This is a genomic window from Mesorhizobium sp. C277A, from assembly GCF_040324395.1.
Classification (GTDB): Bacteria; Pseudomonadota; Alphaproteobacteria; order Rhizobiales; family Rhizobiaceae; genus Mesorhizobium.
Genome location: NZ_JAMYVW010000002.1, coordinates 195,501 through 209,896, shown reverse-complemented (window position 1 = coordinate 209,896; position 14,396 = coordinate 195,501). Strand labels below are relative to the sequence as shown.

Genomic DNA, 14,396 nt, shown 5'->3' with positions numbered 1-14,396 from the left:
TTTTGTTGTCTTTGCGCGGCACTATCAGTTTATCGATCCGGGCTTCGTGGGCAGCAGCGCCTTGCCTCTCGTCGCCTTCCTGAAATCTTCCGAGCTACCTCCCGCCAAGCTGTTGCGCGAGCATGAAGCCGGAGGCCGCGCCGGTGCCGGCGCCGGGCCATGTCGCGGCGCCTATGAGATGCAGATTGCCGACCGGCGTGTTCCAGCCGGCATAACCGCGCGCCGGGCGGAACAGGAAATTCTGTGCCAGATGGTGGCTGCCGCAGACCTGGTCGCCGCCGACGAGATTGGGATTCTCGCGCTCGAGGTCGATGGGTGAGAACACCGCGCGGCCGAGGATTTTTGTACGCAGGCCGGGCGCGTAGGTCTCGATGATGTCGAGCACGCGCTCGGCGTAGGCATCCTTGACCTGATCCCAATGCGCGTGAGCGATCCTGCCTGCCGCATCGCCCAGGATTTCGGCAGGCAGCATGCGCACCTGCACCCACAGCACATGTTTGCCCTGAGGCGCGCGCGAAGGATCGATCGCGGTCGGCTGGCCGACGACCAGCACCGGTTCGTCCGGCAGCATGCCCGCCATCGCCTGCTGATAGGTGCGCGACATCGCGTCGAGCGACGGCGACAGATGCACATAAGCGAACTGCCGCAGCTCGGCCCCGGCGCGCCAGTCCGGCAGGTCGTCGAGCGCCAGATGGATCATCATCGTGCCCGGCGCGTGCCGAAATTTCTGCATAGCCGTGTCGAAGCCGGTGTCGCCGGAACCGGTGGGCAGCAACCTGCCGGTCAGCGCCCTGGGCGCGACGCCGGCAATCACTGCCTTGGTGGCCGTATGTGTCTCACCTGAAGCGAGTCGCACCCCAGATGCCTTGCCCCCGGCAACGGTGATCTCGGCAACTTCCGCCCCGGTGACGATCGTGCCGCCGGCCGACGCCACCATGCCCGACAACGCGCGGATGATGGTGTCGGCGCCACCCTTGCCCAGCACCATGCCGAAGCTCTGGTTGGCCATCGATTCAAGATAGGGGAATACGGCGCCGCCGGCGATGTCGGGGGCGAAGTCGAGATGCATGCCCCAGGTGGCAAGCGTTGCCCGCACATGCGCGGACTCGAAATTTTCCTCCAGCCAGGCGCGAGGCGATGACAACAGCAGCCGTCCCGTATCGAGCGCGCCGGACATGCCTTTCTTGCGCCACAGGTTCCAGGCGGTGCCGGCAAGCGCACGCGCACTCATCGGCGATCCCAGCAGCCGGAACAGGTGCTCGGCTTCACCCGGAAAGGCGGCGACCAGTCTACGCCAGGTCGCGGCATCGGCGGCGGAGAAAGCGGCCATGCGGCCGGTGGTTTTTTCCAGATCGTTGCTGACGCCGAACCAGCGTCCGTCCGGGAAGGCGCTGGCAAAACAGTCGGCGACCGGCGCGAACTCAAGACCCTGTGCTTTCAATTCATTTGCATATTTCCGGTGGAAGGCGGAGCCGGCGAACAGGCTCAGATTCATTGCACCGAAATCGTGCCGGAAGCCGGGAAGCGTGTATTCGTGGGTCTGGACGGCGCCACCGATTGCTGCGCTGCGCTCGAAAATCCCGGTTTTCCAGCCTTTGAGCGCGAGATGCGCGGCGCATGCCAGACTGTTGTGGCCCGCCCCGACGAATATGGCGTCAAACTCGCTCACGCCCCGTTCCCATTTCCTTTATGCTTAAAGATAATTGCAGATGCATATGTTTTCGTCTAGTAGGATATTAAGGGCCGAGACGAGCCTTGATCTTCACCATAAAGAGGGAACTTCAGACCATGGACACGCAAAAACTCCTCGGCGAAGTCGCCGGCCAGCTGCTTTCAGGCGCCATCAGGGTGGTCGACCTCTCTGCGCAACTCGGACCCGACACGCCTCTTATCAAGCTGCCGCCGGAGCTTGCCGTCGACACGCCAAAGGTCGAGATCCATAACATCTCCCGTTATGACAAGAACGGCCCGTGGTGGGCATGGAACTGGCTGAAGCTTGGGGAGCATTCGGGCACGCATTTCGATGCGCCGCAGCATTGGATCAGCGGCAAGGATTATCCGGACGGCGCCACCGACACCATTCCGGCGCAGAACTTCGTCGGCCCGGTCAATGTCATCGACTGCTCGAAGGAAGCCGCCGCCGATCACGATTTCCTGCTCACCGTCGACCACATCAAGGCGTGGGAGGCCAAGCATGGCGCCATCAGCCCTGGCGAGTGGGTGGTGATGCGCACCGACTGGTACAAGCGCAATGGTTCGGAGGCTGAGTTCCTCAACGCCAATGAGACCGGCCCGCATACGCCAGGTCCGACGGCCGAAGCCATCCAGTATCTGATCAGCAAGGACATCAAGGGCTGGGGCTCGGAGACGATCGGCACCGATGCCGGCAAGGCCGGCGGCATGGAGCCGCCATTCCCGGCGCACACGCTGATGCACAAGGCCAACCGCTATGGCCTTGCCAGCCTCTGCAACCTCGACCAGTTGCCGCCAAAAGGCGCCATCCTGATCGCCGCACCGCTCAAGATCGAACATGGCACCGGCAGCCCGATCCGCGCGCTGGCGCTGGTGTCGAAAGGCTGAGAAAGCACGCTGAGGTGAGCCAGCCGGATCACATCATCGTTGGCAGCGGCATCAACGCGCTGGTCTGCGCGGCGATGCTTGGCGGCAAGGGCGCGAAGGTGCTCGTCCTCGAGCGCAACGACCGCATCGGCGGCTGCATGCGTACCGAGGAGATCACCGCGCCCGGCTTCATCCATGACGTGATGGCGACCACCTTCGTGCTGTTCATCACCTCGCCGGCCTTTGCGGCATTGGGCAGCGATCTCGCGCGGCACGGGCTGGAGTTCTGTCACACCGGCACGCCAACCGGCGTGCTGCGGCCGGACGGCAGCCATGCCGTGCTCACCACCGACCGCGCCGCCAACGTCGCTGCAATCAATGCGATCGCCCCCGGCGATGGCGACCGGCACGCCGACGATGTCGGCAGCATCGAGCGCAATGCCGGCCTGCTGTTCGGCCTGCTCGGCGGCAGCCTGTGGTCTTATCCGACAGCCAAGCTGTTGGCCGGCGATGCCTGGCGGCGCAGCCCGCGTGGCCTTGCCGCTTTTCTGGGTGAGGCACTGGTGCCGGCGCGCAGCTGGTTGGAAAGCACCTATCAGTCCGAGACAATCCGCGCGCTGTGGGCGCCCTGGGTGCTGCATGCCGGGCTTGGACCGGAAGATGCTTTCTCAGGGCAGATCGCCAAGGTCATTGCCTTCGCGCTGGAAGCGGCCGGCGCGCCGATCGTCAAGGGCGGGGCGAAGAACCTGCTCGCCGCCTTCGAAGCCTTGATCCGTGAACGCGGCGGCGAAATCCGCACCGGCGCCGATGTCGCCTCGATCGTCCAGAGCGGTGGCCGCGCGACCGGCGTGCGGCTGGCATCCGACGAAACGATTACAGCAAACAAGAGCGTCATCTGCTCGGTCACGCCGACGCAGCTTTACGGCCGGCTGCTCGGCGCGGATGCTCCCAAAGCCGAGGTCGAGGCGACACAGAAATATCGCTACGGCAAAGGCAATTTCCAGATCCACTATGCGCTGGCCAAGCCGCCGGCATGGCGCGGCGAAGGCCTCGACAAGGTGGCGCTGCTGCACCTGACGCCGGGGCTCGATGGCGTCTCGAAAGCCTGCAACGAGGCGGCGCGCGGGATGCTGCCGGAAGTGCCGACCATCTGCGTCGGCCAGCCGCATGCGCTCGATCCATCGCGCTGCCCGGAAGGCAAGGCGATCCTGTGGCTGCAACTGCCCGAGGCGCCCCGGCACATCAAGGGTGACGCCGCCGGCAAGCTGCAGACGCCGGCTGACGGACAATGGACCGAGGCGCTGCGTGAAGCCTACGCCGACCGCGTCGAAACCATTCTCGCCAGCCACATCGATGGCTTCAAGGGCAGCGTGATTGCGCGCCGCGCCTATTCGCCGGCCGATCTGGAAGCGATGAACATCAATCTGGTCGGCGGTGATCCTTATGGCGGGTCCTCGACCCTCGACCAGTCGTTCCTGTGGCGCCCATTCAAGACCAGCCGCAACCACCAGACCGGCATCAAAAACCTCTATCACATCGGCGCGTCCACCCATCCGGGCGCGGGCCTCGGCGGCGGTTCCGGTTTTCTGCTGGCGGGGAGGCTTTGATGGAGCAGAAGGTTCCGGAAAAGCGCCAGCGCATTTCGACGCTTGGCCAGATCGGCCTGCAGCAATTCGCGCCCTATCTGATGAACCGCATCATGGGGCGCTACAACGCCACCTTGCGCGACGATTTCCGCAAGCAGGGCCTGACCATTCCGCAGGTCCGCACGCTGGCCGTGCTGTCGGTCACCGACGGCGTCACCGTCAACGACCTCTCGGTCTACACCGTCATCGAGCAGTCGACATTGAGCCGCACGCTCGACACGTTGGAAGGGCAAGGTTTCGTGCGGCGCGAGCAAGGCGTCACCGACAGCCGCATCCGCCATGTCTTCCTGACCGATGACGGCCGCGCCGAGTTCACCCGCGCCTGGCCGGCCATGCATGATGCGTTCGAGGCGATGTTCGACGATGTCGACGACGCCGAATACGCGGCTCTGATCGCCACATTGCAGAAGATGCTGAAGAACATTCGCAAGCACGACATCTAGACGCAGGCGCCGGCCGCACCGCCGGCAACGGAAGGTTGGAAAAATGGCCGAACGGTCTTTTGCCAAGGAAGTCGAAAAACTCAGGCTCGGCGATGGCGAGGAATTTGCCGGCGAAGGCATTCTCGCCATCACCAAGGCGCTGCTGCAATGCGGCGTCGGCTATGTCGGCGGATACCAGGGCGCGCCGATCAGCCATCTGATGGACGTGCTGGCCGACGCACAGGACATTCTGGGCGAACTCGGGGTGCATTTCGAGGCGAGCGCCTCGGAAGCCACCGCCACCGCCATGCTCGCTGCCTCGGTCCATTATCCGATCCGTGGCGCGGCGACCTTCAAGTCGACTGTCGGCACCAATGTCGCGTCCGACGCGCTCGCCAACCTTGCCTCCGGTGGCGTTACCGGCGGCGCGCTGATCATCGTCGGCGAGGATTATGGCGAGGGTTCCTCGATCATGCAGGAGCGCAGCCATGCCTTCGCCATGAAAAGCCAGGTCTGGCTGCTCGACCCGCGCCCCAACCTGCCTTCGATCGTCAAGGCGGTCGAGGATGGCTTCGAGCTATCCGAGGCGTCCAATACGCCGGTGATGCTGCAGGTGCGCATCCGCTGCTGCCACGTCCACGGCCATTTCATCGCCAAGGACAACAAGCGCCCGCCGATGACGGTGGCCGATGCGCTCGACGCGCCGCGCCGCGACACCGGCCGCATCGTGCTGCCACCCGCCTCCTTCCTGCACGAGAAGGAGAAGGTGCAAAAACGCTGGCCGGCGGCTGTCGATTTCATCGCGAGGAACAAGATCAACGAATTCTTCGGCTCGGATCACGGTTCGGTCGGCATCGTCATGCAGGGCGGCATGTACAATTCGGTCATCCGCGCCTTGCAGCGTCTCGGCCTTGCCGACACCTACGGGGAGACGGATGTGCCGCTCTATGTGCTCAACGCCGTCTATCCCCTGATAGACGATGAGTTCCTGTCTTTCTGCGAAGGCAAGCAGGCGGTGCTCGTGGTCGAGGAGGGCCAGCCCAACTACATCGAGCAAGCCTTTGCCGCCATGCTGCACAAGGCCGGGCGCGGCACCAGGCTCGTCGGCAAGGAATATCTGCCGATGGCCGGAGAGTATACCGGCCAAGTCATGCTCGATGGCATCGGCGCTTTCCTGCGCGCCGAGGCCCCCCATCTCTTGCCTGGCGAGGTGCGAGCACCCAACAAGGTCGGCGACGGCGTCGACACCGCCGACCTGATCAACGTCGTGCCGGGACGTCCGCCAGGCTTCTGCATCGGTTGCCCGGAGCGGCCGATTTTTGCCGCGACAAAGCTGGTCGAGCAGGAACTCGGCAACCACCACATCGCCTCCGACATCGGCTGCCACCTGTTCTCGATCATGCCGCCTTTCGAGCTCGGCGCCACCACCATGGGATATGGGCTGGGGCCGGCATCGGCATCGGCGTTCAATTCGCCCGACGCCAAACGCCGGTCGATCTCCTTCGTCGGCGATGGCGGCTTCTGGCACAACGGCCTGACCTCCTCGATCGGCAACGCGGTGTTCAACAAGAATGACGGCGTCATCGTCATCGTCGACAATTTTTACTCCGCCGCCACCGGTGGGCAGGACATCCTGTCGTCGCGTGCGGGCAACAAGACCAAGTCGACCAAGCATCCGATCACCGAAGCGGTGAAGGGCATGGGCGTCAAATGGCTGCGCCACATCGACCGCACCTACGATGTCGGCAAGATGCAGGACACGCTGCGCGAGGCGCTGACGACGGAGGAAAAGGGACCAAAGGTCATCGTCGCCTCTTCCGAATGCATGCTCAACCGCCAGCGTCGCGAAAAGCCGCTGGTCGACAAGGCGATCAAGGGAGGGACCCGTGTCGTCAAGCCGAAATTCGGCGTCGACGAGGACATCTGCACCGGCGACCACGCCTGCATGCGGCTGTCCGGCTGCCCGTCGCTGTCGGTGAAATCGCTCGACGATCCCTTGCGTGACGATCCGGTGGCATCGATCGACCAGAGCTGCGTCGGCTGCGGCAATTGCGGGGAGGTGGCGGACGCCGCCGTGCTGTGCCCATCCTTCTACCGCGCCGATGTCGTGCACAATCCGGGCCGCTGGGACCGTTTCCTGGAAAGCGCTCGCCGCGCCGTGATCGGCCTGATGCAGCGCCGCCGCGAGAGCCGTAGGTTGACGTTCGCCGATGCTTGACCAGGCTTCGCCCTTGCGCCCGAAATCCGGTGCCGCCGATACCGAGCCGGTGATCAAACTCGCTTTGCTCGCGGTCGGTGGCCAGGGCGGCGGTGTGCTCGCCGACTGGATCACCGATGTCGCCGAGCGCAATGGTTACGTCGCGCAATCGACCTCCGTCGCCGGCGTCGCCCAGCGCACCGGCGCTACGATCTATTACGTCGAGATGGCCCGCGACACCGGCCGGCTGCCGGTCTTTGCCCTGTCGCCTTCGCAGGGCGACGTCGACATACTGATCGCCGCCGAGCTGATGGAAGCCGGCCGCGCCATCATCAGGGGCTTCGTCACGCCCGATCGCACCACGCTCATTGCTTCTTCGCATCGCATTGCCGCGGTGTCGGAAAAGATCGAGCCGGGTGACGGCCGGGCCTCGTCTTCGAAGGTACACGCGACGGCGGAAGCTGCATCGAAACGCTTCATCGCCTTCGACATGGAAAAGATCGCCGCCGACAATGGCTCGATGATTTCCGCCAGCCTCCTTGGCGCGCTGGCAGGCTCCGACGCATTGCCGTTCAGGCGTGAAAGCTATGAGCAAGCGATCGGCGCCGGCGGCCGGGGCGCGAAAGCCAGCCTCGCTGCCTTCGCCGTTGCCTACGACCGCGCGCGCGGTACGACGGTCCCCGCGTCAGAGCCGGCAGAACCGGCCACGGTCGACCCCGCTCCGGGTGCAGGGCGCGTGAGCGGTCCGCAGAACCTGCTGCAGGGTTGGCAGGCGCTGGCCGCCCGCATCGACCTGATGCCCGCGGCGGTGCGCGCCATGGCGCTTCGAGGCCTGAGAAAGGTCGTCGACTACCAGGACATCGCCTATGGCCGCGACTATCTCGACCGGTTGGACAAGGCCGTTGCGCTTGATGACCCCGGCCATGCCCATGCATTGTCCATCGCTGCCGCCAAGCATCTGGCCAACGCGCTGTGCTACGACGACATGATCCGCGTCGCCGATCTCAAGACACGTTCGACGCGTGACCGGCGGGTGCGCAAGGAGGTGGGCGTCAAGAACGGCTCCATCCTGCAGGTGACCGAGTATTTCCATCCGCGCATCGAGGAGTTCTGCGGCACTTTGCCGGCGGGATTGGGCAGCTACATCGAGAACCGATCGAAACTTGCAGGCTTTCTCGACCGGCGCATCAATCACGGCCGGCGCATCCGCACCGACAGCTTTGCCGGCTTTGCGGTCCTCTGGTTCATCGGCGGCCTGCGCCGCTGGCGGCGGCGCCTGTTGCGCCACAAGGTCGAGACGGCGCATCTGGAGCGCTGGTATGGGCTGGCGCTCAGCCACGCGCCTCAGGACTACGCGCTCGCCGTCGAAATCTTGAACTGCCGCCGGCTGATCAAGGGCTACAGCGACACCCACGTCCGCGCCCAGTCCAAATTCGATCGCGTGCTGTCGGCGCTCGATCTGGTCAAGGGCCGCGATGACGCTGCCGACTGGATCAGGCGGTTGCGCGAAGCTGCGCTGAAAGACGAGAAAGGCGACATGCTCGATGGCGCGGTGAAGACGGTGGCATCGTTGTCTGATCATGGTGTGGGAGGAGGTCGAGCTTAGGCTGGTACCTCTACGCTACTGCCGCCGTTTCCCTACTCCCACTGGATTCGCGGATTGAACACGCCGCTTCAAGCGATCGCAGCTCGGCTTCCACCCGGATTGCGGGAAGCGTTGCCGGCCGACCTGCCGGGCGTCAGTCGCGCGATATGGACAGCCCCGAGAGAAGCGGAGCGTACGCGGCGAGCCTGCGGGATACGAACTCGGTGAAGAGCCGCACCCGCTTCGTCTTGCGTGTCTCGCCTTGCGTGAGAAGCCACAGTGTCCCATGCATGGGCACGTCGATCCCCGGCACCCTCACCAGCAGGGGGTCGGCATCTCCGACGAAGCACGGCAGTTTCGTTATCCCAATCCCTTGGTGCGCCGCGATGATCTGCGTCTCGGCGTCAGGTGTCCTGAACGGTACTCCCGTGACGTGAACTTCTCCCTCGCGCGCCCAGTCCGGAATTCCATGATTGTCTATGCCTATCCACCGGATGGGATCAGGCGTGCCCGCACGCCATGCGGCTAGTCGATCGCGAGACATGTAGACGCCGCTGAACAGCTCCGGTCCCTTCAGGCCGTGAAGATTGAGCGGCAGGGTCTTGCGGTCGGCGACAATGCGGATCGCGACGTCGGCCTCTCGGTTGGTCAGATTTGCCAGCTCACCGGACGACAAGATTTCCATCTCGATGTCGCGATGCAAACGCGCGAAGTCGGCGAGATCCGGCATGAGCAGGTGTGTGGCGAGGAACGGTGGAAGCGTCACCCGCAAAAGCCCGCGCGCGCTCTGGTCACGACCGAAGACTCGCGTCTCCAGTTGGTGCGACGACGCTTCCATCTGGGTCGCGAGATCGAGGACCTCCTCGCCCGCAGCCGTCAAGCGGTAGCCGGAAGGCAGCTTTTCGAACATCTGCGCCCCGAGGCGTTCCTCGAGCTGAGCGATGCGTCGCAGCACGGTCGAGTGGTTCACACCGAGGTGTGCGGCGGCAGCACGCACCGAGCCTACGCGCGCGGCGGCAAGAAAGTAGCGAACGTCATCCCAGTCGATCATGGTGCATTCCTGCGCAGCGAAGTGCGGCTTGCAAAGCCCATACTAACACGATCAGCCGTAGTTCGTGCGGTCGCCGCGGCGTTCAATCATCTAGCTGGATCGTTTTCGCACCAGCGATGTGCGCGATTGCGCACTCACCGCCCGACTTCGGCGAACCCATCTTGAGGCTCTCGCGGGACTTTCCCGTACATCCAAAGATACGAGACGGCGAAACAAAGGATGGCATGACATGAACAGACTGAATGGAAAGACCGCTGTGATAACTGGCGGCGCTACGGGCATCGGCCGCGCCGCAGCCAAGCGCTTTATCGAGGAGGGCGCCTTCGTCTTCATCTTCGGCCGCCGGCAGGAAGCGCTCAACGCCGCCGTGGCTGACCTTGGGCCTAGTGCCCGCGCGGTTAAGGGCTCGGTCTCGGATGAGGCCGACCTCGACCGACTCTACGCTGCGGTGAAGGCCGAGCGCGGAAGCCTCGATATCGTCTTCGCCAATGCCGGGGCGGGAAGTCCGCTTCCGCTCGGGCAGATCACCGCCAGGCACATTGACGAAACCTTCGACACTAATGTGAAGGGTACGATCTTCACGGTCCAGAAGGCGCTGCCGCTGATGAGCCAGGGCGGTTCGATCATCCTGACCGGGTCGAGCGCCGGCACCACGGGCGCTCCGGGGTTCACTGCCTATAGCGCGAGCAAGGCGGCAGTGCGCAACCTGGCGCGGACCTGGGCGGAGGACCTGAAGGGCACCGGCATCCGGGTAAACGTGTTGTCGCCCGGGGCGACGGCGACCGAACTCGCGAAGGAGGCGTTGGGCGAGGAAGGCCAGAAGGCCTACGGCGCGATGACCCCGCTCCAGCGCATGGCCGATCCGGCGGAGATCGGCGCCGCGGCCGCCTTCCTCGCGTCGCCGGACAGCAGCTTCATGACCGCCAGCGAGGTCGCCGTCGACGGCGGCCTGGCTCAACTCTGACCCCCAGCGCGGTCCGTACCTGGCCCGTGCGCAACGAAAGACAAAGAATTATGAAAAAACTCGAAGGGAAGATCGCAGTCATCACGGGCGGAAGCAGCGGGATCGGATTGGCCACAGCCAAGCGCTTCGTAGAAGAAGGAGCGCACGTCGTGATTACCGGGCGAAGAGAGAAGGAGCTGAAGGAGGCCGCAGCCTTCATCATGAAAAACGTTACGACGGTCGTGGGTGACGTGTCGCTCCTGGAAGATCTGGATCGCCTCTATGCCGTCGTGAAGGAGAAATATGGTCATATCGACATTCTCTTCGCCAACGCCGGCGCGGGGACGATCGCACCGCTCGCCGTCGCTACCGAGGCACATTTTGATCAGACCTTCGATGTGAACGTGAAGGGTCTGTTCTTTACGGTGCAGAAGGCCCTTCCCCTATCAAAGACGGCGGTTCGATCATCCTGAATTCTTCAGTGTCGAACGTGTTGGGGCTTCCAGGGTTTAGTACCTACACCGCGAGCAAGGCGGCTGTACGCAACTTCGCGCGCGCTTGGACACTGGAATTCAAAGACCGCAAAATCCGCGTCAATGCAATGAGTCCGGGACCAATCGAGACGCCGGCCTTAGAGACAACGACTGGCCTTACCCCTGAGCAAGCCGAGCAAGCGGCCGCCCAGTTTGCGTCACGGATCCCAATGGGTCGCAGGGGCAAACCAGAGGAAATCGCTGCTGCCGTAACGTTCCTCGCCTCCGATGAAAGTTCTTTCGTCACCGGCGTGGATCTCGCCGTCGATGGAGGCATGGCGCAAGTCTGAGCCCGGCATTAGCACCAGATCGGAGAAGTACTATGAACTATGCAATCGTAGGATTCGGCAATATCGGACAGGCCCTTGCCAAGGCGTTTGCCCGAAACGGCATCGAAGTTTCCGTTGCAACCACACGCGACCCGGAAAGCTTTGCCGCCGATGCGGCCGCGATCGGACCCACCATCATCCCCAAAAAACTGGCGGAAGCCATCAAGGCGGACATCATCTTTTTGGCTGTCCGCTTCGAGGCGCACCCGAATGTTGCTAAGGCGCTCCCCACCTGGCAGGGGAAGACGATCATCGATGTGACCAATGCCTATGGCGTGCCCCCTGAGGAACTGGGAGGACAACCTTCTTCCAAGTTCATCGCGCAGGCCTTCTCTGGCGCAAAACTGGTCAAGGGCTTCAACCATCTGGTCGCCCCGGTGCTTGATCAGGATCCGGCCGTACATGGTGGCCGGAGGGTCGTGTTCTTGGCAAGCGACGATGATGCTGCCGCAACACAGACTGGGGAGCTTGCGGAAAATCTCGGTTTCGCGCCGATCAAGCTTGGCGGGGTGTCGGAAGGTGGCCTGCTGGTCCAGGCGCGCGGAGACAGCTGGGGTCATCTGATCTTCAAGGACTTGGTCAAATTCGACTGACGAGCGCGACGTCCCCACCGGCAAAGAAACCACGCACTCGATCGGAACTCGGATCGGATCAAGCGCGATCCGATCCGAGCAAAATGGAGAAATCACTATGAGCACCGAGAAGAATATCCACTCCTAAGGAGATTTCGATGTACGACCAATCCAAGGTATCCGAGTTAATCCGGTTCGCACGAATCGAGGCGGGCTCCACCGTGATCGACGTCTACCCTGGCGACGGAGACTGGACGCGCCTCTTCTCCGACATCGTCGGATCAGAGGGGCGGGTCTACAGCTTCGTGCCGGCCGAAGTCGCCCACTTCAAGAACGATCCGGTCGGCCTCATGCGGACGCTCGCGAAGGAGCCGGGCCGAGAGAACGTCGAAGCCGCCTCGGCGGATCTCGTCGCGATGCCGGAGGTCACGCCGCCAGCGGATGTCCTATGGCTGCACCTGTTTTACCACGATCTTCACACCGCCCTGGTCCAGAAGAAGGGTGCGACGGCGGCCGACTTCAATCGAGCTGTCTACAAGCGGCTGAAACCCGGTGGGTCCTACGTCATCGTCGACCACGCCGCCGCCGCTGGGTCGGGCACGAGCGACACCCGGTCGCTGCATCGGATCGACCCTGCATTCGTCGGCGAGGAGGTGGAGGCGGCCGGCTTCGTACTGGACGCGGAAAGCACCGTGCTGGTGAATAAGGATGACCCGCACTCGACCAAGGTGTTCGATCCCGCGATCAAGGGCGAGACCGATCGCTTCGCGTTCCGGTTCGTGAAACCCTGACAGCTCCCGGGCGCCGACTTTCATGTCGACCTCTCCAATGGGCCAATCAACTCGGGTTGGCACCCGTCAAGCTGGGAAAGGTCAACGAGGATGGCGCGCTGGTGCACGCACGCGATGCGGCAGCGCTTGAAGGCGTCCGAGGTGATGATGGCACAAGGTTCTGGAGCACACCTGCCGCAGGTTCCTGATCTGAACCTGATGACATGACTGAGTGCCCGCGCCGTTGAGAGAGCCGGCGCATCCCCTCAGGGATGCGCCGGGACAAACGATTCAAGAATGGCGGATTTCCGTTCCCAGCACCTTCAGGCATTCACGGATGAACGCCGCAAGCGCGGTCCAGCCTTTGGCTGAAACCATGGTCCCATCGACATAGGCGTCGGTGGGAGACAGATCGATATAGGTGCCGCCGGCAAGCGTCACCTCCGGCTCGCAGGCGGCGAGCGCCGCCACCTTCTTGCCGCGCACGACGCCGTCGACCGCGATCAGAATCTGGACGCCATGGCAGATCGTGAAGATCGGCTTTTTCGCCTCGTGGAAATGGCGCACCATTGCCTGTATCCGCTTGTCGGTGCGGATGTATTCGGGGCCACGACCGCCGGCGCAATAGACAGCGTCGTACTGGCTCAGCTGCTTCTCGGCGTCGGCAAAGGTCTTGTTGATCAGCGCATTGTGGCCGGGCTTTTCGGTGTACGTCTGATCGCCCTCGAAATCGTGCAGCGACGTCTTGATCATGTCTCCGGCGCTTTTGTCGGGGCACACGACATGAACGGTGTGTCCCACCGCTTCCATCGCCTGCTGATAGACGAAGATTTCATACTCCTCGGTGAAATCACCGGTCAGCATCAGGATTTTTTTGGCTGGCATGTCTTTCCTCTCGGTTTGTTTCAGGGGCGAGGTGCACTGCGCGCCTCCTTCCGGTATCGAAATCGGCTCAGAACGGGGAGTACAATTCGTAGGCGGCAGGCTGGGCGAACAGCGGCGCGCCGCGCTTGAGGGTGCCTCGGACAAGCACATCGCCAGGCTACTCGAACGCAGGCAGGAGCCTGTCCCGCGAATTTTCGATGTGCGCACGCATGGCTTTTTCGGCGGCGTCCGGATCGCCCCCGGCAAAGGCAGCGAGAATAGCCTCGTGCTCGTCGAGCGCCTCTTCGGTCACCCTGGAGTGATACATCAGGCGGAAGATATGGAAGTGGGTATGCTGGTGATTCAGCGTCTCGCGAATGAGTTCGTTCTGGGCGAACTCGACGATCTTGTCGTGGAAGATCGCGTCCTGACGGGCGAAGTTCGAATAGCGCAGGCGTTCGTCCTTGCCGACCCGCCGAGCCATGACGCCGGCCGCCTCCTGCAGCGCGGCAAGGCGCTCGCCGTCCATTGTTGCGGTGGCTTTGGCCGCGGCGGCAGGTTCAAGCAATAGACGCAGCTCGTAAAGCTCGTCGAAGCGCCGGCGGGTGATTTGTGGGGCGGCGCGATAGCCGATCAGGTGGGTTTTCAGAACCAGCCCTTCCCCCTCCAGCCTGCCAAGCGCTTCACGAATGGGGGTATGCGAGACGTTGAATTCCTTGACGAGATTGTCGACGGTGATGCGCGATCCCGGAGCAATCCTCAAAGACATGAGCTGCGCGAAGATTGCTTCGTAAACGTCGCCAGCCAGACTGTTGGCGCGCTGAATACGACCGGTCGCACGGGCTTCATTGTCAACCGTCAGGTCCGTGTTCTGCATCGTTTGCCTCTTGACAGAACCACCCACTAACATGATGCTCCGCGAAAC

General features: G+C 63.3%; 12 protein-coding genes and 1 pseudogene. 9 read left to right on the top strand and 4 right to left on the bottom strand.

The window, feature by feature from the left end; translation table 11 throughout:
- Window positions 1-94 precede the first annotated feature (94 nt).
- Window positions 95-1,669 carry a phytoene desaturase family protein gene (locus NKK52_RS01065; protein ID WP_023682741.1) on the bottom strand — a complete coding sequence of 525 codons (1,575 nt, stop codon included), beginning with the start codon at window positions 1,667-1,669 and terminating at the stop codon, window positions 95-97.
- Window positions 1,670-1,788: 119 nt separating this feature from the next.
- Here NKK52_RS01065 and NKK52_RS01060 point away from each other — a divergent pair, with 119 nt between their 5' ends.
- From NKK52_RS01060 to NKK52_RS01040, 5 genes are read left to right on the top strand one after another with little or no spacing between them, the layout of a single operon-like run.
- Window positions 1,789-2,580 carry a cyclase family protein gene (locus tag NKK52_RS01060; RefSeq protein WP_023682742.1) on the top strand — a complete coding sequence of 264 codons (792 nt, stop codon included), beginning with the start codon at window positions 1,789-1,791 and terminating at the stop codon, window positions 2,578-2,580.
- 14 nt (window positions 2,581-2,594) lie between these two features.
- Window positions 2,595-4,166: a phytoene desaturase family protein gene (locus NKK52_RS01055; RefSeq protein ID WP_023682743.1), complete on the top strand. Its 1,572-nt coding sequence runs from the start codon at window positions 2,595-2,597 to the stop codon at window positions 4,164-4,166.
- Window positions 4,166-4,648: a MarR family winged helix-turn-helix transcriptional regulator gene (locus tag NKK52_RS01050; RefSeq protein WP_023682744.1), complete on the top strand. Its 483-nt coding sequence runs from the start codon at window positions 4,166-4,168 to the stop codon at window positions 4,646-4,648. The genes NKK52_RS01055 and NKK52_RS01050 overlap by 1 nt, the downstream gene beginning before the upstream one ends.
- A 43-nt stretch (window positions 4,649-4,691) precedes the next feature.
- A complete protein-coding gene (locus NKK52_RS01045) occupies window positions 4,692-6,845 on the top strand; it encodes a thiamine pyrophosphate-dependent enzyme (RefSeq protein WP_023682745.1) in 2,154 nt (717 codons plus the stop codon).
- Window positions 6,838-8,430 carry an indolepyruvate oxidoreductase subunit beta family protein gene (locus tag NKK52_RS01040; RefSeq protein WP_023682746.1) on the top strand — a complete coding sequence of 531 codons (1,593 nt, stop codon included), beginning with the start codon at window positions 6,838-6,840 and terminating at the stop codon, window positions 8,428-8,430. Before NKK52_RS01045 ends, NKK52_RS01040 begins: the two co-directional genes overlap by 8 nt.
- A gap of 133 nt (window positions 8,431-8,563) precedes the next feature.
- Here NKK52_RS01040 and NKK52_RS01035 read toward each other — a convergent pair whose 3' ends face one another.
- The gene (locus NKK52_RS01035) at window positions 8,564-9,460 is read right to left on the bottom strand and encodes a LysR family transcriptional regulator (protein WP_023667788.1); all 897 of its coding nucleotides are present in this window, start codon (window positions 9,458-9,460) and stop codon (window positions 8,564-8,566) included.
- Window positions 9,461-9,689: 229 nt separating this feature from the next.
- Here NKK52_RS01035 and NKK52_RS01030 point away from each other — a divergent pair, with 229 nt between their 5' ends.
- From NKK52_RS01030 to NKK52_RS01015, 4 genes and pseudogenes are all read left to right on the top strand, one after another.
- Window positions 9,690-10,424, top strand: a complete 735-nt coding sequence (locus NKK52_RS01030; RefSeq protein ID WP_023682747.1) for an SDR family NAD(P)-dependent oxidoreductase — start codon at window positions 9,690-9,692, stop codon at window positions 10,422-10,424.
- A gap of 50 nt (window positions 10,425-10,474) precedes the next feature.
- Window positions 10,475-11,226: pseudogene (locus NKK52_RS01025) on the top strand (SDR family NAD(P)-dependent oxidoreductase).
- Window positions 11,227-11,258: 32 nt separating this feature from the next.
- Window positions 11,259-11,858 (top strand): NADPH-dependent F420 reductase, encoded by a 600-nt coding sequence (locus NKK52_RS01020; protein WP_023682748.1) that lies wholly within the window; start codon window positions 11,259-11,261, stop codon window positions 11,856-11,858.
- 137 nt (window positions 11,859-11,995) lie between these two features.
- The gene (locus NKK52_RS01015; RefSeq protein WP_023682749.1) at window positions 11,996-12,628 is read left to right on the top strand and encodes a class I SAM-dependent methyltransferase; all 633 of its coding nucleotides are present in this window, start codon (window positions 11,996-11,998) and stop codon (window positions 12,626-12,628) included.
- Between the two features lie 270 nt (window positions 12,629-12,898).
- Here NKK52_RS01015 and NKK52_RS01010 read toward each other — a convergent pair whose 3' ends face one another.
- Window positions 12,899-13,492, bottom strand: coding sequence for a DJ-1/PfpI family protein (locus tag NKK52_RS01010; RefSeq protein WP_023682750.1), 594 nt, complete (start codon window positions 13,490-13,492; stop codon window positions 12,899-12,901).
- A gap of 157 nt (window positions 13,493-13,649) precedes the next feature.
- Window positions 13,650-14,348: a GntR family transcriptional regulator gene (locus tag NKK52_RS01005; RefSeq protein WP_023682751.1), complete on the bottom strand. Its 699-nt coding sequence runs from the start codon at window positions 14,346-14,348 to the stop codon at window positions 13,650-13,652.
- Window positions 14,349-14,396 lie beyond the last annotated feature (48 nt).

Bases quoted from the DNA above. Each gene is read 5' to 3' on its own strand.
- NKK52_RS01030 (WP_023682747.1), top strand. From the start codon at position 9,690: ATGAACAGACTGAATGGAAAGACCGCTGTGATAACTGGCGGCGCTACG.
- NKK52_RS01015 (WP_023682749.1), top strand. From the start codon at position 11,996: ATGTACGACCAATCCAAGGTATCCGAGTTAATCCGGTTCGCACGAATC.
- NKK52_RS01045 (WP_023682745.1), top strand. From the start codon at position 4,692: ATGGCCGAACGGTCTTTTGCCAAGGAAGTCGAAAAACTCAGGCTCGGC.
- NKK52_RS01050 (WP_023682744.1), top strand. From the start codon at position 4,166: ATGGAGCAGAAGGTTCCGGAAAAGCGCCAGCGCATTTCGACGCTTGGC.
- NKK52_RS01005 (WP_023682751.1), bottom strand. From the start codon at position 14,348: ATGCAGAACACGGACCTGACGGTTGACAATGAAGCCCGTGCGACCGGT.
- NKK52_RS01060 (WP_023682742.1), top strand. From the start codon at position 1,789: ATGGACACGCAAAAACTCCTCGGCGAAGTCGCCGGCCAGCTGCTTTCA.
- NKK52_RS01035 (WP_023667788.1), bottom strand. From the start codon at position 9,460: ATGATCGACTGGGATGACGTTCGCTACTTTCTTGCCGCCGCGCGCGTA.
- NKK52_RS01040 (WP_023682746.1), top strand. From the start codon at position 6,838: ATGCTTGACCAGGCTTCGCCCTTGCGCCCGAAATCCGGTGCCGCCGAT.
- NKK52_RS01010 (WP_023682750.1), bottom strand. From the start codon at position 13,492: ATGCCAGCCAAAAAAATCCTGATGCTGACCGGTGATTTCACCGAGGAG.
- NKK52_RS01020 (WP_023682748.1), top strand. From the start codon at position 11,259: ATGAACTATGCAATCGTAGGATTCGGCAATATCGGACAGGCCCTTGCC.